At 53.9% G+C, this 22,748-nt stretch carries 18 protein-coding genes; 8 read left to right on the top strand and 10 right to left on the bottom strand.

Annotation, left to right across the window (positions count from 1 at the left end; all coding sequences use genetic code 11):
- Positions 1–8 precede the first annotated feature (8 nt).
- Positions 9–1,001: an alpha/beta fold hydrolase gene (locus ACGHAD_RS12655; RefSeq protein ID WP_382418432.1), complete on the top strand. Its 993-nt coding sequence runs from the start codon at positions 9–11 to the stop codon at positions 999–1,001.
- An 18-nt stretch (positions 1,002–1,019) separates the two neighbouring features.
- Positions 1,020–1,580, top strand: a complete 561-nt coding sequence (locus ACGHAD_RS12650) for a sugar O-acetyltransferase (RefSeq protein WP_382418434.1) — start codon at positions 1,020–1,022, stop codon at positions 1,578–1,580.
- A gap of 89 nt (positions 1,581–1,669) precedes the next feature.
- On the opposite strand, the gene ACGHAD_RS12645 is transcribed toward ACGHAD_RS12650, so the two are convergent.
- Both ACGHAD_RS12645 and ACGHAD_RS12640 read right to left on the bottom strand, forming a co-directional pair.
- Complete coding sequence (locus ACGHAD_RS12645; RefSeq protein ID WP_382418436.1) at positions 1,670–2,335, bottom strand: outer membrane beta-barrel protein; 666 nt, start codon at positions 2,333–2,335, stop codon at positions 1,670–1,672.
- A gap of 198 nt (positions 2,336–2,533) precedes the next feature.
- Complete coding sequence (locus ACGHAD_RS12640; RefSeq protein ID WP_382418438.1) at positions 2,534–4,291, bottom strand: cellulase family glycosylhydrolase; 1,758 nt, start codon at positions 4,289–4,291, stop codon at positions 2,534–2,536.
- Between the two features lie 516 nt (positions 4,292–4,807).
- On the opposite strand from ACGHAD_RS12640, the gene ACGHAD_RS12635 reads away from it, so the two are divergent.
- Positions 4,808–5,974, top strand: a complete 1,167-nt coding sequence (locus ACGHAD_RS12635; RefSeq protein WP_382418440.1) for a helix-turn-helix domain-containing protein — start codon at positions 4,808–4,810, stop codon at positions 5,972–5,974.
- Here ACGHAD_RS12635 and rlmF read toward each other — a convergent pair.
- The 3 genes from rlmF to ACGHAD_RS12620 all read right to left on the bottom strand — a co-directional run bounded on the left by rlmF (position 5,961) and on the right by ACGHAD_RS12620 (position 8,629).
- Positions 5,961–6,914, bottom strand: coding sequence for a 23S rRNA (adenine(1618)-N(6))-methyltransferase RlmF (gene rlmF, locus ACGHAD_RS12630; RefSeq protein ID WP_382418442.1), 954 nt, complete (start codon positions 6,912–6,914; stop codon positions 5,961–5,963). The genes ACGHAD_RS12635 and rlmF overlap by 14 nt on opposite strands.
- A gap of 105 nt (positions 6,915–7,019) precedes the next feature.
- Positions 7,020–7,883, bottom strand: coding sequence for a PA4780 family RIO1-like protein kinase (locus ACGHAD_RS12625; RefSeq protein WP_339617315.1), 864 nt, complete (start codon positions 7,881–7,883; stop codon positions 7,020–7,022).
- A gap of 188 nt (positions 7,884–8,071) precedes the next feature.
- Positions 8,072–8,629, bottom strand: a complete 558-nt coding sequence (locus tag ACGHAD_RS12620; RefSeq protein ID WP_382418444.1) for a carboxymuconolactone decarboxylase family protein — start codon at positions 8,627–8,629, stop codon at positions 8,072–8,074.
- A gap of 125 nt (positions 8,630–8,754) precedes the next feature.
- On the opposite strand from ACGHAD_RS12620, the gene ACGHAD_RS12615 reads away from it, so the two are divergent.
- Positions 8,755–9,360: a TetR family transcriptional regulator gene (locus ACGHAD_RS12615; RefSeq protein WP_339617313.1), complete on the top strand. Its 606-nt coding sequence runs from the start codon at positions 8,755–8,757 to the stop codon at positions 9,358–9,360.
- 2 nt (positions 9,361–9,362) lie between these two features.
- On the opposite strand, the gene ACGHAD_RS12610 is transcribed toward ACGHAD_RS12615, so the two are convergent.
- The 4 genes from ACGHAD_RS12610 to imuA all read right to left on the bottom strand — a co-directional run bounded on the left by ACGHAD_RS12610 (position 9,363) and on the right by imuA (position 15,231).
- Positions 9,363–9,929 (bottom strand): peroxiredoxin family protein, encoded by a 567-nt coding sequence (locus tag ACGHAD_RS12610; protein WP_339617312.1) that lies wholly within the window; start codon positions 9,927–9,929, stop codon positions 9,363–9,365.
- 126 nt (positions 9,930–10,055) lie between these two features.
- Positions 10,056–13,124 (bottom strand): error-prone DNA polymerase, encoded by a 3,069-nt coding sequence (locus ACGHAD_RS12605; RefSeq protein WP_382418447.1) that lies wholly within the window; start codon positions 13,122–13,124, stop codon positions 10,056–10,058.
- 11 nt (positions 13,125–13,135) lie between these two features.
- The gene (locus tag ACGHAD_RS12600; protein ID WP_382418449.1) at positions 13,136–14,533 is read right to left on the bottom strand and encodes a Y-family DNA polymerase; all 1,398 of its coding nucleotides are present in this window, start codon (positions 14,531–14,533) and stop codon (positions 13,136–13,138) included.
- Positions 14,534–14,550: 17 nt separating this feature from the next.
- A complete protein-coding gene (imuA, locus tag ACGHAD_RS12595; RefSeq protein WP_382418451.1) occupies positions 14,551–15,231 on the bottom strand; it encodes a translesion DNA synthesis-associated protein ImuA in 681 nt (226 codons plus the stop codon).
- A 187-nt stretch (positions 15,232–15,418) separates the two neighbouring features.
- Between imuA and recJ the strand changes: the two genes are divergently transcribed.
- Positions 15,419–17,152 (top strand): single-stranded-DNA-specific exonuclease RecJ, encoded by a 1,734-nt coding sequence (recJ, locus tag ACGHAD_RS12590; protein ID WP_382418453.1) that lies wholly within the window; start codon positions 15,419–15,421, stop codon positions 17,150–17,152.
- Between the two features lie 10 nt (positions 17,153–17,162).
- On the opposite strand, the gene ACGHAD_RS12585 is transcribed toward recJ, so the two are convergent.
- Positions 17,163–17,804 (bottom strand): arylesterase, encoded by a 642-nt coding sequence (locus tag ACGHAD_RS12585; protein WP_382418455.1) that lies wholly within the window; start codon positions 17,802–17,804, stop codon positions 17,163–17,165.
- A 133-nt stretch (positions 17,805–17,937) separates the two neighbouring features.
- On the opposite strand from ACGHAD_RS12585, the gene ACGHAD_RS12580 reads away from it, so the two are divergent.
- Genes ACGHAD_RS12580 through ACGHAD_RS12570 form a run of 3 tightly spaced genes read left to right on the top strand, consistent with a single transcriptional unit; the run spans position 17,938 to position 22,444 of the window.
- Positions 17,938–19,248, top strand: coding sequence for an MFS transporter (locus tag ACGHAD_RS12580; RefSeq protein ID WP_382418457.1), 1,311 nt, complete (start codon positions 17,938–17,940; stop codon positions 19,246–19,248).
- A gap of 32 nt (positions 19,249–19,280) precedes the next feature.
- Positions 19,281–19,976 (top strand): ABC transporter ATP-binding protein, encoded by a 696-nt coding sequence (locus tag ACGHAD_RS12575; protein WP_382418459.1) that lies wholly within the window; start codon positions 19,281–19,283, stop codon positions 19,974–19,976.
- Positions 19,970–22,444: an ABC transporter permease gene (locus tag ACGHAD_RS12570; RefSeq protein ID WP_382418461.1), complete on the top strand. Its 2,475-nt coding sequence runs from the start codon at positions 19,970–19,972 to the stop codon at positions 22,442–22,444. The genes ACGHAD_RS12575 and ACGHAD_RS12570 overlap by 7 nt, the downstream gene beginning before the upstream one ends.
- The last annotated feature ends 304 nt before the right edge of the window (positions 22,445–22,748 follow it).

Here is a 22,748-nt window from a genome sequence, read left to right as displayed (position 1 = left end):
AGGTTTTTATGAGATTTTTTAAATACTGGTTAGCCATGTTTTTTATGGTAAACGCAGCGGTGGTAACGGCAAAAGAAGCCGCCCCCAGCTTTGACGCCCGGCTATCGCAGTACGATTATCCGTATCCGGTGCAGATGTTTGCGGTTACAAGCCAACGCCAATCTTTAGAAATGGCCTATATGCACTTACCTGGTAAGCCGGATAAACCGACGGTGCTGTTGCTGCACGGCAAAAATTTTGCCGCCGATTACTGGCAAAAAACCGCCGCGCTGTTGCAACAAAAAGGCTATGGGGTTTTGATGCCCGATCAAATTGGCTTTGGTAAATCATCCAAACCTGCGCATTATCAGTTCTCGTTTGAGGCGTTGGCGGCCAATACGCGCGCCTTAACCGATAAGCTAGGTTTAGAGCACCTGATTGTGATGGGCCATTCCATGGGCGGGATGTTGGCCTCGCGTTACGCTCTGAGTTACCCCAATCAAGTCGAGCAGCTGGTGTTGGTTAATCCAGTCGGGTTAGAGGATTACTTACAGTACGTCGAGTACAAAGATCCGGCCTTTTTTTACGACAGTGAACTCAACAAAACCATTGAGGGGGTGATCGCTTACCAAAAGAAAAACTACTACGACGGAAAATGGTCTGAGGCATACGAGGCGCTAACCACCATTCATAAAGGCTGGATTAACGGCCCCGACTGGCCCCAAGTGGCTTGGAATAACGCGTTAACGTACGATTTAATTTTCACCGGAGCGGTCGTTAATGAATTTAACAATATTTCGGTGCCCACTCACTTAATTATCGGTACCCGCGATACCACCGGCCCGGGCAGAGGCTGGAAAAAACCAGGGGTAACCCGAGTGTTGGGACAGTACGATAAACTGGGCAAGCAAGCTGCCGAGACTATTCCCCACGCGACCTTGCATGAGATTGACGATGTCGGGCATATGCCGCAGTTTGAGGCGTTTGATCGCTATCAGACCATACTAGATAAAATCTTTTAACCGAGCCTGGATTGCCTGATGAACGAACGAGAAAAAATGCTTGCCGGTAGTGAATATTGGATTAACGACCCTGAGCTCACCGAAATTCGTTTTAAAACGCGGGATTTGGTTGACGATTTTAATGAGCTAAAAGCGCGCGATGGCGATGCTAAGGCGCAACTGCAACGAAAAATATTTGCCCAAGTAGGCGATAACGTTCATATCGAAAAACCTATTCGGGTGGATTATGGCTGTAATACCACGATTGGTAGCAATGTGTTTATTAATTTTAATTTTGTATTGCTTGATTGCTGCCCGGTTGCGATAGGCGACAATGTTTTTATTGCCCCTAATGTACAGGTGTATGCAGCCAGCCATCCGCTCGATTTAGAGCAACGTAATGCGCACATAGGCGTTGCCGCGCCCATCTCCATTGGCAGTAATGTGTGGATAGGTGGTGGCTGTATTATCTTGCCCGGAGTGAGCATTGGTGATGGTTGCACTATTGGCGCCGGCAGCGTGGTGACCAAAAGTATTCCGGCCAACAGTGTGGCGTTTGGCAACCCTTGCAAGGTGCATAAAAGCAACTTGTCCGCCTAAACGGGTATCTATGCTTGCCTGTTTCTGTTTGGCTAACAATAAGCCCGCCGTTAAAGGCGGGCTTTTTATGCTGCGGTAGCCGGTTATTTTTAGTACATAAAACCAAACTCGACGGACAAAGTCCCAAACGCTGGATCGTCAATGGCATTGTCCACATCGACCCATCGTTCGTAGTAACCGGCGCGTATAAAATGCCGTTGGCTGATATCAAACCGAACGCCTGCACCAATCCCGTAGGACAGCGAATCTTCACCGTAGGTGGGTTGGTAAGCGTCGCAGATATAACCCCACCAAGGGTCCCACCAACACACACTGTTAGGTGGGCCAGCGGCAATATTGCTATCTACGGCGGTCCAGCCCAAGTTGGCGCTGACAAACGGGGTAAAAGGCCCTTCTAAAAAGTAGTAGTCACCGACTAAACTGGCGCTAAAAGAGTCAAACACGCCGCCAAAGGTTTCGACGGTGTTGTTGCCATCATCCAAAACACGTGCGGCGTCGTAGCTGGTGGAGTTCCAGGTAAAGCTGCCCCGTAGGTTTACATTGTCTGAGTAATTGTAGCCAGCGCTAAAGCCAAAACCGGCGTCCGAATTCACCTTGACGCTGGCGCCGCCGTCAAAGTCGATACTCTCGTCATACAGGTAGGGCACCTGTAATGAAAACTCATACTTATTACCGCGGTCAGCCGTCGCCATTGTTGAGCTAAGTGCCAAAACACTCGCTACCGCTGCGGTTACTGTTCCTTTTATTACGATCATCGCTCGTCCTCTAAGTCCACGTAAGTGCGTAGTATCTATATGTTCCGGAACCGTTAGCCAGCACCAGCCCATAGCATTATATTAGCACCGTAATCCGAGTGGTGAGCTGAGCATTGAACTTTATTGTGCAGCCATAAAAAAGGGGCCTGGATCAGGCCCCACATAGTATCGGTGAGGATACAGCTTGGTTGAGAGGGGTTACCAGCTGCCAAATTGCAGGTCAAAACTGGTGGGTGCTTGTTTAACGTAAACATAGAGGTTGCAGTGGTTAGTGCCGGTGGCGACAGTGCTAAAACCATTTTGCACTTGGGCGACATCGGCAATCACTTGACCGTTGCAGTTGATGACATCGTAGGTTGTGCCCGCCGCGGCGCTCCAGCTGCCCAGCTGCAAGCTGCCCCAGGTGTGTTCATAGCGAATGCACTGTCCCTCGGACACCGTGATGGTATTGCCTGTGATGGACGTAGCGTTGGCGGTGTCACAGCCAGACGCGCTGCTGGACGACGAACTACTGGAAGATGAGCTGCTAGAGGAGGAGCTGCTCGAAGAGCTAGAGCCGCCGGCAGGTTCGACTTTGATCCAGTTAAGGTTCCAACCGCCACTGACAACAGCGATGGCTAGATCTTGGTCGCCGGCGGGCAGCTCAACCTCGTGCGAAATGGTTTGCCACGATTGCCAGCCTCCGGTAACCGGTGTGGTAATACTGCCATAAGTGGGAAAACCGCCAGCGGCTTCAAGCTGTAGCATGCCGCTATTTTGTGCGGCCGCGACGCGATAGCTGACTTTATAGCGGCCCGCTGCCTGGACATTAACCTCGTAGCTCGTCCAATCGCCCGCGTCAGTCCAGCCGACGTTTAAGCCGCCACCGGTATCGGTGGTGGATTCGGTTTGAATGCCGTCCATATCACAGAACGATTCCGCCTCAATAGTGCCGGGCACGTTAATGCGGGTGCAGGTTGGGTCCGGATCAACCGGGTCGCCGTCAGACCAATCGCGGACAATATCGCGCACAAACGTACCCGATGCGGTGTATTGGTTGTCGGCCCAATTGCCGCTGGGGTTGGCGCCAGTGAGCAGTGCAGATGACCCCTCAGCCTTGTCGTTTAACGCCCAGTTGGCATGGCTGATGTTGTTGGCCTTTAAAAAGTCCATCCAAGTATTGGTTTCGTTGTAGGCCACGCCGCCGTCCCCGTTGGCGTTGACGGTGCCCCACTCGGTAACAAATAGCGGAATACCCATATCCAGCGCATATTGGGCTTTATCGCGTAGGTATTGGGTGTGGGTACCGGCGTAAAAGTGCAGGGTATAGGCAATGTTGTTGTAGTTGGTGATAGGGTCATTCGCGGCGGCGTCTACGTCTTGAGACCAAGTAGGGGTACCCACCACAATAAGGTTATCCGGGTCGACGGCGCGAATAGCGCCGATGACTTGCTCGGCGTAAGGCTTAATGGTGTTGCTCCAGGATACGCTGAGCGGCTCGTTGTAAATTTCGTAAATAACGTTGTCGTGCTGACCGTATTCGGACGCCATTTGTTGAAAGAAGCTTACCGCTGCCTGGGTATAGCTCTCGGCATGGTGGCTGTGCCAGTCGATGATGACATACATATCGTTGGCAATCGCGGCATCGACCACGGCGCGCACCCGGTTGAGGTTGGCGGAGGCGTCTTCTAGATAGCCGCCTGGTTCATCGACCCCCATGGCGGCTCGGATAATCTCGGCGTTCCAATCTTGCTGGGCGCTGGCAACGGCACCGGCGTTGTAAAACTTTTCGCCGCCCCAGCCGTTGTTGCTCCAAAACAGGCTGGGCCCGGCGACGCTGTCGACCGCGCCGCCAAACAGTAATTGGTTACCGTTGGTGGAAATAGGCGCAACGTCGGCATTAGTCATACTAGCCGATAGCGATAGGGCGGCCAGGGTTACGGGTAACAATAACCGCTGATGTAGTGAATGTTTCATAATCGCGTACCTCTGTTTGAGGGTATTATTATCGATAAGATTTTTGCCAGTGGCATTCTGGCAAGGTTAAATACGCTGGCATCAAACGTGACGCCAGGGCATTGGCTCTCCTAAGGGCCGACGTCATTAACCGTTATTGCGTGGGGGGTCGGCTACCCACTTTGTGCTGTGACTTAACTTGGGTGGTGGTTTCTGTGAACTTGTACCGGTGCTGTGAAGCGGGGTAACATTTTTTTGTTTTTCTGTGGTGACAATGATTGATGGGTAACAGTGTTTTTACTGGAATCAATTAGAGGCGTTTTGCGTAATTGTGTTAAAGGCTAATAGGTTTCTTGTTGCAAAAGCGCTATGGTTGTCGGGGATTAAAAAAATAAAAAGTAGTGAGGAAACCGCCCCCGGTAAACGCTAATTCAGTTGAGATTGGTTTTATATACTAAAGAATAATGACATATGAAGTCTGTGTGGTCGGCGTTGTGACGACCTCCAGTGTTAAGTCGCCTGTGGCCTATAAAAAGAATGAAGCATTTTTTATTTAATATTCACGAAGTCGTGCTACTTATTACCGCTTTAGAATCGCTGTTTTTGGCGTCTGGAATGCTGCTTTTTCCCCGCAGCCGGTTGCAGTTACATTGGTTGTTGGCGGGGTTGCTCGTGTTGATTGCCGGTATTCTCGCCGCCACATTAATTGTCTGGAACCCCTCGCTGCAGGTTGGCTACTTTTCAGATTCTGTATTAGTCACTTCATTACTGGCCTGTGGCTTGTTATTACAGGGGCCGCTGCTGTACTGGACGATGGCATCGCTCACGGGGCCGCTGGCTGTTAGCTCGTGGCGGGTAAGCTTGCACTGTGCTCCCGCGTTACTGGCAGTCGTTTTGATACTGGTGATGAAGATCACCGTGGCCGACTGGTTACCGTGGAACTGGCCTCAGCTTGCGCCGTTAAAACAGCAAATCATTCTTCTGATATGGGCCGCATTTAAGTGTTTACCGTTGGTTTACGCGGTGCTTTGTTGTGTGGCTGAGTATCGGTTACGGCACCAGTTGCGGCAACGCTATGGCAATTTACCGCTGTGGGAGTTGCGCTGGGCGGAGTTATTATTGGGCGGATTTACACTGCACTGGTTGTGGGCCTTTATAGCTTATTGGCTGTCGGGTTATGTCAGTGCAGCAGTCAACGATATGATGGGTAGTGTCAGCAATTACGTAACCGTACTGCTGATTAATGGCTTGTTTGTTTTTGCGCTGTTTAGTGGGCGTAAAGCGCTTATTTTGCCCGAGATCGGTGCGCAACGCGCCGATGCCGGAGCAATCGATCAAGCGGATGAAAAGTTGGCACGTATTGCGCGGGCTATTACCGATGACAAGCTTCATCTTGATGCGCACATTAATGTAGAGCGGTTTTCTGACGTGTGCGAACTAAAACCCAGAGAGCTTTCGGCGCTGGTCAACTCGCACTACCAAAAGAATTTTTTTGAGTTTATTAATTTTTACCGGGTCGAGGAGGTAAAACGGCTGCTGGATTCTGATGCCGATATGACGATTATGGATATGGCACTAGCGGCCGGTTTTAACAGCCAGTCGGCGTTCCAGCGTTTTTTTAAACGGTTGGTTGGGGTGACACCTTCAGAGTACCGGAGTCGCCAGCGCGCGAGTTTTTCGGATCTAAAGCCTAACGTTCGGTAAATGTCCAAGCGAGAATTCGTGTGATTTTATGGCCTTGAGTCATCGGTATTTCTTTTATATCCAGCGCCCTGTGTTGGCGTAACAGTTTTATTAAGGGTTTTACATTCTCGCCGTTAGAGACCAAGCTGGTAAACCAGCGGCATTGGCTGGCAAAGGCTTGGCTTTCTTTTATTAGTTTTTTAAGAAACAACCGTTCGCCGCCTTTGCACCACAGCTCGGCCCCGTGCCCGCCAAAATTTAAAGTGGCGGTGGTAGAGGTTTGTTCCCCGCGGTTGCGCGCTAGGTTGTCGAGCTTGCGGACACTGCCTTTTAGGGCTGCTTCAGTGCTGGCATGAAACGGCGGGTTACAAACGCTGACATCGTAATACTCACCCGGTTGGATGATACCGGCAAAAAACTGATTTTTATCAGTTTGCTGGCGCACGCTAATGAGCGCTTTTAGGGCGGGGTTGGCAGCGATAATAGTGGCGACGTTTTCGATCGATTGGGGGTTAATATCGCTGGCGACACAATGCCAGCCGTATATCTGACTGGCCAGCAGTGGGTAAATGCCGCTGGCTCCGGTGCCGATATCAAGCAAACTGATATCGCGAGCGCGTGAGCGCGTGGCACCCGCCGAGCTCGCGAGCAACTCGGCAACATAGTGAATGTAATCGGCGCGCCCCGGAACCGGCGGGCAAAGGGCGCCGTCCGGAATATCCCATTGTTGGACCTGATAGTGATGACGCAGCAGCGCCGCGTTTAAGTGTTTGACTGCCTGCGGATCGGCAAAATCGATTCCGAGGTTACCGTGTTGGTTGCTGGCAACAAAGCGGGCCAGCTCGGGGTGCGCTTTACTGAGTGCCGTAAAATCGTAGGGCCCGTTGTGCAGGTTACGCGGGTGTAGGCCTTTGGCTTTTTGCGGGCGGGTGCGGGGAGTTGGGGGCCGGGGCGTACTCACAGAAAGGTGTCCGAGGTTGAGTTTTTAACAGTGTAACACCTGGGTGCACAACGCATTGGGCAGTCGCTTTGCGGGGTTCGCGCGGTGTATCCCCCCCCCCGCTTGTTAATCGTCGTCATCGCTGTCTGCGGCGCGTATGCGCTCTTGGCGCTCTTGCTCTTCTTCCAGCGCGGCTTTAATTTCTTCTAGCACTGAGTCGACATCGGCGCTGTCTTCTGGGTCGTCAAACTCACCGGTTAGTTGGGTGTCAGGTTGTAGCTCGCCCTCTTCGTACAGTGCCCACATCTCGTCGGCGTAACGGGTGGTGAGCAGCTCCGGGGCAAACTGGCCATAGTATTCGGTCATGTTGCGCACGTCGCGCTCAAGCATGCTTTTGGCATTGTTGTTGGCGGCGGCATCAACCGCTTGTGGCAGGTCGATAATCACTGGGCCGTATTCATCCACCAGCACGTTAAACTCGGATAAATCGCCGTGTATTAACCCGGCGCAGAGCATTTTAACCACATCTTGCATTACCACAGCGTGGTCTTCTAATGCTTGCTCGGCGGACATGCCAACGTCGTTTAAGCGCGGCGCGACGTCGCCTTCATCATCGGTAATCAACTCCATCAATAACACGCCATCGAAACAACCGTAGGGTTTGGGCACGCGCACGCCGGCTGCGGCCACTTTATACAAGGCGTCAACCTCGGCGTTTTGCCAAGTGTCCTCTTGCTGTTGCCGGCCAAACTTAGAGCCCTTTTCCATCGCGCGGGCGCGGCGGCTGTTGCGTACTTTACGGCCTTCTTGGTATTGCACGGCTTTTTTAAAGCTGCGTTTGGCGGCGTCTTTGTAGACTTTGGCACAGCGGATTTCGTCGCCGCAGCGCACTTTATAAACCGTTGCTTCTTTGCCGCTCATGAGCTGGCTGATAACTTCGTCAACTAAACCGTCGTCTACCAGTGGCTGAATTCTTTTGGGTGTTTTCATGTAGTGTTGGGTCGTAAATCGGTTGCGCTATGTTTGTGAATGATGGTTGTAAGTGCTGGCAAGGGTATCGATGTTGCCCAAATCAGGTCGCTATTGTGTTGTTTTAGAGGGGGATAGGCAAGTGGCCGGCACCCTGAGGTGCCGGCGAGGGGGAGTTGTGACGCGTCAGCGCGGTTAGTGGCAGGCTCTTATGAGCCTTTAGGCGACCACCCAAACTTTTTAAAGGGTTCGTCGATAGGGGTTTCGGCGATATGATTGACGTAATTACTCATGACTTTCTGCGATACCACGAGCACGACCTCCAGTAACTGGCGTTTTTCATAGCCGGCGTCAAAAAACGCTTGTACGGCTGAGTCGTCCACATTACCGCGATTGCGCACCACGTTTAAGGTGAAAGTTCGCAGCGCCTCTAGTTTCGCGTCATCCAGTGGTTTCTCATCGCGCAGAGCGTTATCAATGGCTTCATCGACGTCCATCGAGCGGGCGATACCACTGTGGGCTGGCACGCAATAGTGGCAGCCGTGTTCTACGTTAACGCTTTGCCATACGACGGTCTTCTCGTCGTTGTTAAAGCTCGACTCCAGCACCAGCCGGTGCAGTGTTTGGTAACCCTCTAGCAGCCCCGGTGCCTCAGCCATGACGGCGTGCAGATTGGGGATCATGCCAAAGCTTTTCTTTGAGCCTTCAAGCAGCGGTTTCGCCTCTTCGGAGGCTGTGTCCAGTGTGTGCAAGGTAAAGTCAGTCATAGGGTTGCTCCTAATTTGAATGATTGCTCAATAACGAGATCTACGGTAACTGTTATTAAGCTATCATTCAATATATAATTGAGCAGTCGTTCAAATTTAATGAAATTGTTAGCGGTAGGTACCTTATGCCACGAGTAGCCCAATACGATCGAAAGGCCGCGATAGACGCGGCGATAGCGCTATTTTGGCGGCGTGGTTATTACGCCACTTCACTCAAAGATATTGAGCGCGAGCTGGATATGCGTCCGGGTAGTTTGTATGCGGCATTTGGCAGTAAGCAGGGCTTGTTTTTGGAGGCGCTGGATGCCTATACCGCCGCTATGGAGCGGGATGTAGAGGAGCATATCGGTGCCACGGGCGGCGTTTTACCCGGGGTGATGGCGTATTTGCGCTGGCTACTGTTGGGGCGCGATAGCGACGCGGGCGTTACCACCCCAGCGTGTATGGTGGTAAAAACGTTGCTGGAATCGACCGACGATGAAGACCCGCTGCGGGGCAAAGCCACATTGTTATTGCGTAAAGTGGAGCAAGGTTTTACCGATGCCTTAGAGCAGGCAAAAGCCGCTGGTGAGCTGCGCGCGAATGTAGATTGCCGACGTATGGCGCGGCTGCTGCAAACCCAAGTGATGGGGGTGCGCTCATTTGCCCAAAGCGGCGCGAACGAGCAACAGCTACAGCAGTTATTAGACGATATTGACTCTATCTTTAGTCCCTATCGCGCGGTTCATTAGCGTTAACTGGCGCGGCTGACCGATGGTGTTAACCGGCCCTCATCGATAAACCTTTGTACCTCGGTCAGTGGAATATGATCACTGGTGTCGCGGCCATACCATACCTTTGCGACACGGCCATCTTCGGTTAACAAAAAATCGGCCGGGACAATTTTTACGTGAGGGTTGTTGCTGGGGCGGCCACCTTTGAAAATGCCTTTTACAATGCGCGGAAACTTAAAGAGCAGGGCCTTTAGTAATGCTGAGCCTGAGTGCTCGATACCGTAGCGGTTATACAGCTGCAACTTAGGGTCGGCGAGCATGGTAAAAGGGCGCGGATGTTTAGCGACGTAGCGGCGCACTTGCGCAGACGTGTCGCTGAATACGGCGATAACTTCAAGGTTTTGATCTTGCCAGTGTTTGTATTTGTGGGTTAGCTCATACACCCGGAGGTTGCAAAATGGACAGCCGGCATCGCGAAAAAACGACAGCATGACCCGCTTTCCCTTGTAGTCACTGAGTTGGAACGGCTTGCCGTGAACGTCTTTGGTGCGAAAATTGATCCCTTGGCAGGGTGCGGAAAGGCGCATGCCGATCTCCATGGTTTATAGTTGGCTGCTTATAGTACGCAGCAGTTCGCGTGTTGGATGTGTGCGCTGTTCATCCATTTTTACGGCCGATGAAGGCTTGCTGGCCGTGCACTGGTTAATACTGCGTCAATGAAAGTCTCTAGATGGTGCGTTCAGCTCACTGAGTAAAGAGCTTAAATCGGTGAGCTTTCCTGCAATGACATGTATTACCCGCCCTTCGCGCTCAACAATACCGTTAATTTTTAAAATCCGCGAGCTTAAAAAAGCTCGTTTCTGTGCTTGAGCGGTGGCCGCCCACACGACTACGTTTACATTGCCGGTGTGATCTTCAAGGGTGACAAAGGTAACGCCGGTTGCGGTGCCCGGACTTTGGCGGCCAGTGACGACCCCAATGACGGTGACCAAAGATTGGTGGTGCTTGTGGATTAAGTCGCGGGCGAGGGTAAAGGCGGGCAGCTGGCCATTGCTTTGCAATAGCTCGATGGGATGATGGCTTAAGCTGAGCCCGACGCTAGTGTAATCTTCAAACAGGTTTTGTACTTCTGTGGGTTTTTTTAGCTCGTTAAGGTATTGGCTGGTGGGCTTACCTTGAGTGACTAAATCTTGCTGTTGTTGCATCAGTTGCCAGCGAGCTTGGTAGCGATGACCGGCCAGCGCACGCAACGCATCGGCGCTGGCCAGCGCTTCTAGAGTGCCGCTGCCTAGCTCGAGTTGCTTTAGCTCAGTCAATTGGCTAAAGCCCGCGCCGCGTTTGGCGATTAACTGAGCGGCGGCGCTTTGGTTTAATCCTTTTACTTGGCGTAAACCTAAACGAATGGCCCAGCCGGTGCTGTTAGGCTCCAGGCAGTGGTGGTAAAAGGAGTGGTTAACACACACGGGCAAAACCTCTTCGCCGCGGCGCACAGCGTCTTGTACCAGTTGTGATGGCGAATAAAATCCCATGGGTTGGCTGTTGAGCAGCGCGGTGTAAAAGGCGGTGGGGTAGTAGTGCCTGAGCCAGGCCGAAGCGTAAGCCAATAACGCAAAGCTTGCCGAGTGGGACTCGGGAAAGCCGTATTCACCAAAGCCACAAATTTGTTCAAATAATCGCTCGGCAAACTCCTGCTGGTAACCGCGCTCAAGCATGCCGTTAATCAACTTATCTTTAAACTTCAAAAGCTGCCCGGTTTTTTTCCAGCTGGCCATGGCGCGACGCAATTGGTCGGCCTCGCCGCCGGTAAAGCCGGCGGCCAACATGGCCAGCTGAATCACTTGCTCCTGAAAAATAGGTACGCCCAGGGTGCGCGCGAGCACTGTTTTTACATCGGCAGAGGGATACTCTACCGCCTCTAAACCATCGCGGCGTTTTAGGTATGGGTGCACCATACCACCCTGAATCGGGCCGGGCCGGACAATGGCAATCTGGATGACTAAGTCGTAGTAACAGGCGGGCTTTAGCCGCGGCAGCATCGACATTTGGGCGCGCGACTCGATTTGGAAAATACCTATCGTATCGGCGTTTTGAATGTCCCGATATACCGCAGGGTCGTCCATGTGGGCGGTAATATCATAAAGCTCATGGCGTTTGCCGTAATGGCTGTGGACTAAATCCAGGCATTTGCGAATCGCGCTGAGCATGCCAAGGGCAAGCACATCCACTTTAAGCAGCCCCAAACTCTCAAGGTCATCTTTATCCCATTGGATGACGGTGCGCTCGGCCATGGCAGCATTTTCGACGGGTACTAATTCATACAAGGGGCCGCTGGAGATAACAAACCCGCCCACGTGTTGCGACAAATGCCGGGGAAACCCGATCAGGGTTTCTACCAGAGTAAAAAAATAGCGCCCGGTGTGAGAGTTCGGGTCTAAGCCAAGGTCGCACAACTGTGTTTGCCACGGCGTGTGTTGGTCGCGTCGGTTGACGTTTTTAATAAAAAAGTCCAGCTGCACATCGCTAAAGCCGAGTGCTTTGCCTACCTCGCGCACCGCGCTTTTAAAGCGGTAGCTGATCACAGTGGCGGCCAGTGCGGCGCGCTCGCGGCCGTACTTTTGGTAAATGTACTGAATAACCTCTTCGCGCCTTTCGTGCTCGAAATCGACGTCAATGTCCGGCGGCTCGTTACGCTCTTTAGAGATAAACCGCTCAAACAATACCTGAATATTGCGCGGGTCAACGGCGGTTATTTCTAGGCAGTAACACACCACCGAGTTGGCCGATGAACCACGGCCTTGATACAAAATATTTTGGCTGCGGGCAAAGCGGGCGATGTCATCAATGGTCAGAAAAAAGTGTGCGTAGCCCATTTCTTCAATCAACCTGAGCTCTTTGTCGATCAGCGGGCGAATGTGCTCGGGCACCGTATCGCCAAAGCGCTTACCGCAGCCCTCTGTTACCCGTTGTCGCAGATAGCTCATGGGGGTGTGGCCGACGGGGACGACCTCGGTGGGGTACTCGTATTGCAGAGTGCCCAAATCAAATTGGCAGCGCTCTGCTATGTGTAGTGTCTCTTGCATCCAGCGCGGGTTAAACAAGCGGTAGAGTTTGTCGATGCTGCGCAAACTGCGCTCGGCATTGCTGGGTAAAACGCTGCCCGCATCGGCAACCTGAGCACCCAAACGCCGGGCACTTAGTACTTGGTGCAGTGCCAGTCGCTCGCAGTGGTGCATTAACACACCACCGCAAGCTACCAGTGGCAGTTGGTGTTGCCTGGCCAGTTGTTCGGTGTGTGCGGTTCTGTGTGATTCGTTATTGGTGAGGTGGCGCTGTACACCTAACCACAGGCGCTCTCGGTGATATTTGGCGAGCCACAACGCGTGTTCTTTATCCGCCGGGTTATGGCCGGGTAGCCATATAAGTAAGCAGTGCTTTAACGAGGCGATGTCCCACTGGGTTAATGTGTAGTGGTTTTTCTCGGCACGTCGGCGGGCGTTGGTAATAATACGGCACAGTTCGGCGTAGGCGTTGCGGTTGTTGCACAGAGCAACGAGGCTTAAACCATTGTCCACTTTTAAGTAGCTGCCCACGATCAGCTTAATAGGCAATTTGTGCTCTTTAATAACGGTGTAGGCCTTGACGACCCCAGCCACCGAACACTCATCGGTAATGGCCAGCGCTCGGTAGCCCAACTCGCAGGCGCGCAGGATAAGCTCCTCGGGGTGCGAGGCGCCCTGTAAAAACGAAAAATTACTTTGGCAAAACAGCTCGGCGTAGTGCATAGCGGGGCACGTTAACTAAAGTAGCCGTGAATGTACCAGTTGCGATCTGAGCCGCTGCGCTGCAGTGGCCGATATACCCACAACCAGCAGCCGGCGCGGTTGCGGGCGATATAATAATCGCGCATCACTGGTGCCTGGTCCCACCAGCCTGTGGTGATGCGCTCGGGGCCGTGAATAATACTTAAAGGCTCGGCGGTGGCCTTGGGGGTGTCCAGCAATAAACTGGGCCGCTGTTGCATCGGCGTGCCAGAGTGGCCGGTTAGCCGATTGCCGGCACAACTGGCGCGTTGCTCGGGGCGATGATCATTGTTTAAAGACGGTTGTAACAGTGCGTCAGGGCCGAGCTTGGCCTCTAATAAACTCAACAGTTCGGCGCGCTCTAACTGACCGGTCTGGGCGTTAAATAAATCCTCTACTAGCTTTGCCCGCGGGTAGCTTTGCGCCGCACTTATGCGAAAGGCGTAAACCGGTGCATCAAGGGTTAGGGATGCCAGCTTGAGCTCGATTAGCTGCTGCCAGGTGTGTGCCCGTCGCTCACCTTGGGCCGCGTTAATCTTGAGGTGGATGGCGGGGCGGTCACGCCGCAGTAGCTGGAGGGTTAGTGCGGCGGTGACGTGATCGCGAGTTTGTAAAAAATCCTCCAGTGCGTTTAGGCAGCGCGCTAAAGGTGCCATTAGTGGTGCCGTGGTGTCGGCCTCACACTCAAGCTCGCGGTAGCGTGTAAAGCGTGCTGCGGGGGTAAAAAAACGGGTGGGGTAGACCTTGCGGCCGGTAAGCTTTTGCACGTAATCAATACTGGTTTTATCCAGCCGGTCGGCCAACTCGGTAAGCGGTAAACGGACAAGCTCGCCCAAATTCGAGACACCAATGCGCTGCAATTGATTAATCGCTTTGCCGGGTAAGTCGCTGTGTGCCAGCGCTAGTGCGTGCCAGCGTGGCGGTTGTCGGTCGCCGCCGATACACTCTATACCCGCACGGGCTAGCGCTCGCGCGGCCAGAGGTTGGGTGTCAGTGGCGCCACAAGCTTGTACTTGTTCGCCCAACAGCTCGTGCTGCAAGCTTGCCCAGTAGTGCTTGAGGCCGTGGTAATAGCGCAGCATAGGGCTGGCTTTTAGCAGTAAACCATCGGGGTTAAACAGCATAATATCGGCCGATACCAAATACAGCCGCTGGGCGAGTTCTTGTAGGCGGCGCGGGGCAAAGTCGTCTTGGTATGGGTGCACCTCTAAGTTCCGGCACAAAGAGCTGGCAAGCCCCAGCCCCATGTCGAGCTGTAAACCCTCTGCCTGAGCGGCCCGATTTATTTGCACTAGCACATGCCTGCGGTTGCAGGCGATTGCCCGCGGTTGCCCGGTGGCGGGCAGGCTGTCCAGCTGCAGGGCCGGAAAGTGCAAGTAAAGCCACAACATGGCGCAATACCCGTAGCTTACGCCCGCCGCCGCTTGGAGCGCAGCGGACGGACATTGGCGGGCAGTGGAGCAATGGTTTGTTCGGGCCAGCGCTCGCGCCAGTCTAGGGTGATCGGGGCGGTGGCCCAACCGCCTTTGCGTTTGGTTATTGTGGCTTGTATGCCAATGCTGGAGGCCTGTAGCAGCAGGCTTAAATGAAGCGGCAAAGAGATGTTTTCACGTCTGGGTGGTTGTAGCCACCATAAACTGGCGCCCCCCTCAATAGCGGCTAACTGCAATCGCTTGAGCTGACTAACCTCAAGGTTGTTTTGCCACAGGAGCACCGATAAGCAGCAACCACTTTGCAGGCACTGTTCGGCGCTCCACAGGGCCTGCTTGGTGTCAGTGGTGTGGAGTACTTGTACGTCATTCAAATCAACCCCGGCGTTATACCAAAAGTCTGGGTAGGGGCGCCCTGGTGGGTTAATAAAAACCAGTAGCTTGCCCTGGGTAGGCCCGGCCAATAAATAGGGCAGTAATAAGCGCAGTTCGCCAATGCCTGTGGGGCTTTGCAGGCGATTAACCCCCACAGCGGGAAGCCCGCCACCCAGCACGCGATCTAGGGGGGCAAAACCCGACGGGCGCACGGGTGCCGGAGGGGCTAACTGGCGCCCCCGGTATACGGTGCGCTGTTGTAATAACTCGTCGAGAGAGGGCATCTGGGTAAATCCTAACAATAGCTGTATTTATATACAGTATAGGCGCTGGTTTGAATTTGCAACAAGGTAATGAGGTTGGCGGCTTTTGTGCCGACCGCCACCTTTGCGGCGCGAGCTAAACCACGGTAGTAATACCTTGGGCACGACCTTACAATGGCGCCTTGCAGAAACTGGAGTTGAGATCTCTGTGAAAAAATTGATTAAACAACGTACCGCACAGGCTGAATTTAACAGCGACCAGCTACCGGCACTGCTGAGGCGAATATACAGCGCCCGCGGTGTACGCGATGAGCGCGAATTGGCGCTAACGCTAAAAGAGCTACTCAAGCCCACCATGAAAGGCCTGCCCGAGGCCGCCAGCTTGTTGGCCGATGCCGTGGTGGCCGATGCGCGTATTTTAATTGTCGGCGATTTTGACTGCGACGGTGCCACCAGCTCGGCTTTAGCGGTGTTGGCGCTAAAAGCGATGGGGGCTCATCAGGTTGATTTTTTAGTGCCCAACCGGTTTGAGTACGGTTATGGTTTAACGCCCGAGATTGTCGCGGTAGCGGCCGAGCGCGAGCCGGACTTAATTGTCACGGTGGATAATGGGATCTCCAGCGTCGAGGGCGTTATTGCCGCGCAAGCGCTGGGTATTGCGGTGTTGGTTACCGACCACCATTTGCCCGGTGCCGAGTTGCCAACGGCCGAGGCGATTGTTAATCCCAATCAGCCGGGCTGCGACTTCCCCAGTAAAAATTTGGCTGGCGTCGGGGTGATTTTTTATGTGCTGAATGCCCTGCGGCGCGAGTTGAGTAGTATTGGTTGGTTTGCCGAAGCGGGCATCAAAGAGCCCAATATGGCGCAGTACTTAGATCTAGTCGCACTGGGTACGGTGGCCGATGTGGTGCCGCTGGACCACAACAATCGTATTTTAGTCGAGCAAGGTTTGCAGCGCATTCGCGCCGGCGCTGCCCGGCCCGGTATTTTAGCGCTGCTTGAGGTGGCCGGCCGTGGCCGCGAGCGTTTAGTGGCGGCCGACTTAGGCTTTGCTTTGGGGCCGCGTTTAAACGCCGCCGGCCGGCTCGATGATATGAGTATCGGCATTCAGTGCTTGTTGAGTGACGATTTAATGGCCGCACGGGAGTTGGCGGTGGCGTTGGATGATTTTAACCGCGACCGCAAAGCCATCGAGAGCGGTATGCAGCGTGAGGCACTGCAAATGCTGGACGGTTTAGATGTGGACGAGGGCGGCGAGCTGCCGTGGGGTTTGTGTTTATACGATGCCCGTTGGCACCAAGGGGTTATCGGTATTCTCGCTTCGCGTATTAAAGATCGCCACCACCGGCCGGTGATTGTCTTTGCCGATGCCGACGATGGCGCCAGTATTAAAGGCTCGGCGCGCTCGATACCCGGCTTGCATATTCGCGATGCGCTGGATGCCGTAGCCGCGCGCCACCCAGAGCTGTTGCATAAGTTTGGTGGTCACGCCATGGCGGCGGGCATGAGCCTTGCCAAAGAAGATTTTACCGCGTTTGCCAACGCCTTTGATGCCGAGGTGCGGCGCCAGTTAAACGACGATGACTTGCAAGCGGTGGTGCTTAGCGACGGCACCTTAAGTGAGACCGAGTTTGATTTGGCGCTGGCGCAGCAGTTGCGCGCCGCCGGCCCCTGGGGGCAGCACTTTCCCGAGCCTTTGTTTGACGGCGAGTTTAAACTGGTACAGCAGCGCATCGTTGGTGAAAAACATTTAAAGCTGGTGCTGGCACCGGAGGCAAACGATCAGGCGGTGATTGATGCCATTGCCTTTAATGTCGACTTAGAGGTTTGGCCCAGCTCAGCCACCACCCATGTGCGGGCCGCCTTTAAACTGGATGTGAATGAATACCGTGGCCGTCAATCGCTGCAACTGTTGCTGGATTATATTGAGCCGTTAAATTAATCGCGCCGGGTTAGAGTATCGGCTGTAAAACCGGCCATACATTCTCAAGTAAGGTGGGCTGCGCCTCGGCGTTTGGGTGAATATCATCGCCCTGCATTAACGCTGGGTTAAGGGCCACGTCTTGCAAAAAAAACGGTACTAGCGCAACGTCAAATCGCTTGGCCAGTGCCGGGTAGGTGTCGCTAAACATTTGGGTGTAGCGCGTACCGTAATTGGGTGGTATTTGCATGCCCGCCAACAACACTTTGGCGCTAGCGGCTTGCGACTTTTTTATAATCTCGGCTAGGTTTTGGCGCATCAGCTTAACAGGCTGGCCGCGCAGGCCATCGTTGCCGCCCAGCTCGACAATAACGATCTGCGGTTGGTGAGTCGCCAACAGTTTATCCAGCCGCGCCAAAGCGCCCTGAGTGGTTTCGCCACTGACGCTCGCATTGATGATTTGATAGTGCGAGGTGGCCTTATCGGCCGCCATCCGCTCGCGCAATAGCTGTACCCAGCCCGCTTTTAAATCTATTCCGTAGCCGGCACTTAAGCTATCGCCCAGTATTATAATAGTGGGTGTTGTCTGCGCTTGGGCACAAACGCCGCTAAATAGCAGCAGGCCGATGGCTAACACTTGGCGAAATAAACGCAATACAGCGGTGGCGCGCATAGATAAACTGCCTGATCGGTGGGTCGGGTACAGCCGCTAAGCCTACCGCAGCGGGTAAACGCTGGCAATTATTCCGCCGTGTCGCAGATTACGGGAACCGTGTATTCTGCCAGGTAATGATCGGGAGGTTGGCTTGCAACAATCATCAACAACACAAGTGCTGTACGACAAGTTAGTCAATGAAGAGGACGCTCGGGTATGCACCGCCATTGCCCCCGAGGCCTGCCAACAAGTGCCGGGTAACTTCTTTCGCCTTATTGTCAGCCACTTTTTGTCAAAGCTGGGCGACGCCTGCGCCAACCCCAAAATTGTATTGCCCTGGGTGCTTGAGTCGCTAAGTGCACCGGCCTATTTGTTGGGTTTTTTGGTGCCGATCCGCGAGTCGGGCTCTTTACTGCCACAGTTGGTTTTGGCCAGTTACATTAGGCGTTTGCCGATTCGTAAATACGCCTGGTCGTTAGGCGCGCTAGTGCAAGGCTTATGTGTGCTGGGCATGGCCGCAGTGGCCATGCTGTTAAGCGGCGCCTTGGCCGGTTTTAGTATTGTTGGGCTGCTGGTGCTGTTTTCTTTGGCGCGGGGGTTATCGTCTGTCGCAGCTAAAGATGTACTGGGTAAAACCATCCCCAAAACCCGTCGCGGCAGGGTGACCGGTTGGTCGGCCAGCGCGGCGGGCTTGGTTACTGTGGCGCTGGCTACCGGCGTTATTGTGTATCAGCCAGCCGATAACGTATTGGGCGCGGCTACGGTATTACTGTTGCTGGCCGGTGTGTTTTGGCCGCTAGCGGCGCTGTGTTTTATGGGGATTAAAGAGTACCCGGGTGAAGTCAGCGGTGGCGCTAACGCCCTAACCGAGGCCTGGCAGCGGCTGTCGATTTTAACCCGTGATGCGCCGTTTCGGCGCTTTGTCATCACTCGCGCACTGCTGTTGTGTTCGGCCTTAACGGCGCCTTATTACGTCGCTCTCGCCCAGCAGTACCTCGGGGCCCAAAGCAGTTTGTTGGGGTTTTTTATGCTGGCCAGCGGTTTGGCAAGTTTGTTGTCGGCGCCTTTTTGGGGGCGTTTTGCCGATGTATCGAGCCGCCGGGTTATGATGTTTGCCGCTAGTATGAGCGCGGCGCTGGGGCTGGTGGTGTTTGCGTTAGACTATAGCAACATCGGGTTATCGCAGTTGTTTACTCTGCCGCTGCTTTACTTTTTACTGACTATCTCCCATCAAGGCGTTCGTGTGGGGCGTAAAACCTATGTGGTTGATCTGGCCGAGGGCAACCGCCGTACCGACTACGTGGCCGTGAGTAACAGCGTGATTGGCTTAGTGCTGTTGTTAATGGGCGCCAGTGGCGCATTGGCCAGTGCGTTTGGCTATGGTGTGGCTATTTTAGGGCTATCGTTGGCGGGAGTAGCCGGTGCTTTTATGGCTTTTCGTTTGCCAGAGGCCGGACAATAAACGTCGACTCATTCTTACCAAGAGAACAATCTATGCGAGACATTATCAGCGCCCAAGGGTTAAGCAAAACCGTGACTACGGCGGCCGGCGAGTTGACGATTTTACAGGATATCTCCCTCGCGGTAGCCCCCGGCGAGTCGCTGGCCATTACCGGTGCCTCGGGCTCGGGCAAGTCTACTTTGCTGGGGTTGTTGGCCGGCTTAGATGTGCCGAGTGCCGGCGTGGTGACCTTAGCGGGTAATAATTTGCCGGCGCTGGATGAAGAGGGCCGCGCCGCCGTGCGCGCGCGCCATGTGGGTTTTGTGTTTCAGTCGTTTCAGCTATTGCCGGGGCTAACCGCGCTTGAAAACGTCATGTTGCCATTAGAGTTGCGCGGCCAAAAGGGCGCCGAGGCGTCGGCTCGTGAATACCTTAAGCGGGTTGGTTTGGCGGAGCGCTTGGGGCATTACCCACCGCAACTGTCGGGCGGCGAGCAGCAGCGGGTAGCGATCGCGCGGGCCTTTGCCTGCGAGCCTGAGATTTTATTTGCCGATGAACCAACCGGCAACCTCGACAGTGCCACCGGCCAAACCATCAACGATTTACTGTTTGGTTTAAACGCTGATGCGGGCACCACCTTGGTGTTAATTACCCATGAGCAACGCCTGGCCGAGCGCTGCCAACGCCATATACAAATGGCCAGTGGCAAGCTGGTGAATACCGCCGATACAGAGGTGGCATCGTGTTAGCTCTGCGGTTGTTGTGGCGCAATTGGCGCGCCGGTGAAATTAAATTATTGGCAACGGCTATTATGTTATCGGTGGCGGTGGTCAGTACCATCGCCATTTTTACCGATCGCTTGGAGTCGACTTTATTAGAGCAAAGCAATTCACTGCTGGGGGCCGATAAAATTGTCGCCAGTAACCAGTTGCCGCAACCTGCATGGCAGGCACAGGCAACAGCGGATGATATACAGCAAACCCGTGTCGCACATTTTGCCTCCATGGTGTTTGCTGGTGATGAAATGCATTTGGCCTCGATTAAAGCGGTCGAGCCGAACTACCCCCTGCGCGGTTACATCGACGTCAGCGGCACCGCCTTTGCTGTTGTCAGCCGCAATATTGAGCGCGCCACTGGTGTGCCCGCCGCCGGTGAGGTTTGGGTCGATTCGCGTTTGCTACCCCTGCTGGGCATTGAGCTAGGCGATACGTTGCAAGTGGGCGAGCGCTCGTTGCAAGCCACCCACGTGATTATTGATGAGCCCGACGGCAGTGGGCCGTTTAGCTTGATGGGCGCGCGGGTCATGATGAACTGGGCCGATCTTGCCAGTACACAGGTGATTCAGCCCGGCAGCCGGGTCGAGTACCAATGGTTATTGGCTGCCGCCCCGGCGCAGCTGAGCGGTTTTATGGATTGGCTTGAGCCCGAACTGTCCGAGCACGAAGAGGTGATGGACATCGAAAATGCTCAACGCCGCCTGCAGGGGACGCTGCAAACCGGGCGGCGCTTTTTGGTGTTGGCGGCTATTATGGGGGTGTTGTTAGCGGGCGTCGCTATTGCGTTAGCGGCGCGGCAGTTTGCCGAGCGGCACATCGCACCAGTCGCGTTGCTAAAAAGCTTAGGCTCGTCAAGCGGCCAGATACGTTATTTGTATGTAGCTCAACTAGTGGTGCTGTCTCTTGTGGCCTCGTTAATCGGGTTGTTGTTGGGCGGTGTTTTGCAAGCGCTGGTTGCCGAGGCGGTAGTGCGCCTGTATCAAGTGGCGATGGCTCCGGCCGGTATTGCTAGTTATTTACTGAGCTTTGCCAGCGGCCCGTTAGCGCTGTTGGGCTTTGCCTTGCCGGCTTTGTGGTTTTTGCCCACGGTGCCGCCGGTCAAAGTATTGCGCTCGGAGTTAGAGGTAAAAACCAGCGCGGTTGTCTGGCAAGTGTTGGCCGCTAGTGCTGTGTTGGTTGTTTTAATTGCGGTGTTTAGTCGCAACCTTATTTTGGCGTTAACGGTGATTGCCGCACTCGCGGTGGTGGCCTTGTTGGCCGTGGCGCTGGCTTACGGATTGCTGATCGGAGGACGTAAATTAGGTTCTCAGGCCGGTAGTTATTGGCGTTTGGCGTGGGCCAGCATTCAGCGCCGGCGTGCCGCTAGTGTGTTGCAAGTGGTGGTGTTTGCCACCGCCATGATGCTGCTTTTAACTTTAACGGTAGTGCGCACCTCACTCATTGATGAGTGGCAAGTAAAAGTGCCCGACAATGCGCCCAATCATTTTTTACTGAATATCGCTCCGTCCGAGGTGGATGTGTTTAAGCAGTTGCTTACCGATAATCAACTGGCGGTCGAGCAGCTCTACCCTATGGTACGGGGGCGGCTGAGCGAGATTGACGGCGAGCCCAAATCGCAAGATGCGCTTAACCGCGAGGCTCAGCTCACTTGGAGCGCCAACATGGCCGAGAACAACGAGCTGGTGGCAGGGCAGTGGTGGGACACCTGGCAGCGCTCGTCAGCGGATTTGCCCGGCGTCTCGGTCGAGGTGGAGGTGGCCGAGCGTTTAGGTATCGAACTGGGCGACCGGCTAACCTTTTCTATTGGCGGGCTCGTAGCTGAGGCGCAAGTGGCAAGCTTGCGTTCGTTGCAGTGGGAGTCACTCCAGCCCAACTTTTATTTTATCTTTGAGCCGGGCGCACTGGACGATTACTCGCCCATGTATATGACCAGCGTGTATTTATCGCCCGATAAAAAACGCTTTATTAATACCTTACTCACAAATTACCCGACAGTGGTGGTGATTGAGTTAGACCGTATTATTAATCAGATTAAAACCATCATCGCCCAAGTGAGTGACGGCGTACAAATGGTGTTGATTATGGTTTTACTGGGGGGTTGTTTGGTGCTAATGGCCGCCGTAAGCGGCAGCCTTGAGGCGCGCAAACAAGAGGTGGGCTTGCTGCGCACCTTGGGCGCCAGCCGCCGCTTAATACTGGGTGGGGTACTCGTGGAGTTTGGTTTGCTTGGCTTGGCCGCTGGCACCATCGCCGTGCTCGCCTCCGAGGTATTGTTGCTGGGGCTGCAAGTGTTTGTGTTTGAGGTGCCCGTGCAGCCGCATTACGGGTATTGGTTAATCTCGCCGTTAGCCGGTGCCGCCTTGGTCGGCGCGCTGGGCGCTTTTAGTTGCCGACGGGCGCTGGTCACACCGCCGGCGATTATTTTGCGCGAAGCTCAGTAAGACTCCTTTATGTTTTGTCGCTGATTTTTGTGGCGATACCGGTTTATCGAGACTACCCTCTGTTTAGAGGGTGGTTTTAGGCCAAGGCTGTAGATTAAGCTCCATTCGGTTTATTTAACGTTATAACAATAATTCTTTAAGTTGGTTTTGTTCTTTCTGGCTTTGTTTCAACTGCCTAATTATTGGCTGAACAGTATTTCCCGATTTTTTGTGTTTATTCGGTTAAATTTAAAGGGCACGCGAACTTCATCGGTCTTATTTAAATCGTCTCTCTCCTTTGTAATGGCGTGTAATTCATTTGTTT

The organism is Gilvimarinus japonicus, from assembly GCF_042847215.1.
In the GTDB taxonomy this organism is placed as follows: domain Bacteria; phylum Pseudomonadota; class Gammaproteobacteria; order Pseudomonadales; family Cellvibrionaceae; genus Gilvimarinus; species Gilvimarinus japonicus.
This window is presented reverse-complemented; position numbering and strand designations above follow the sequence as displayed.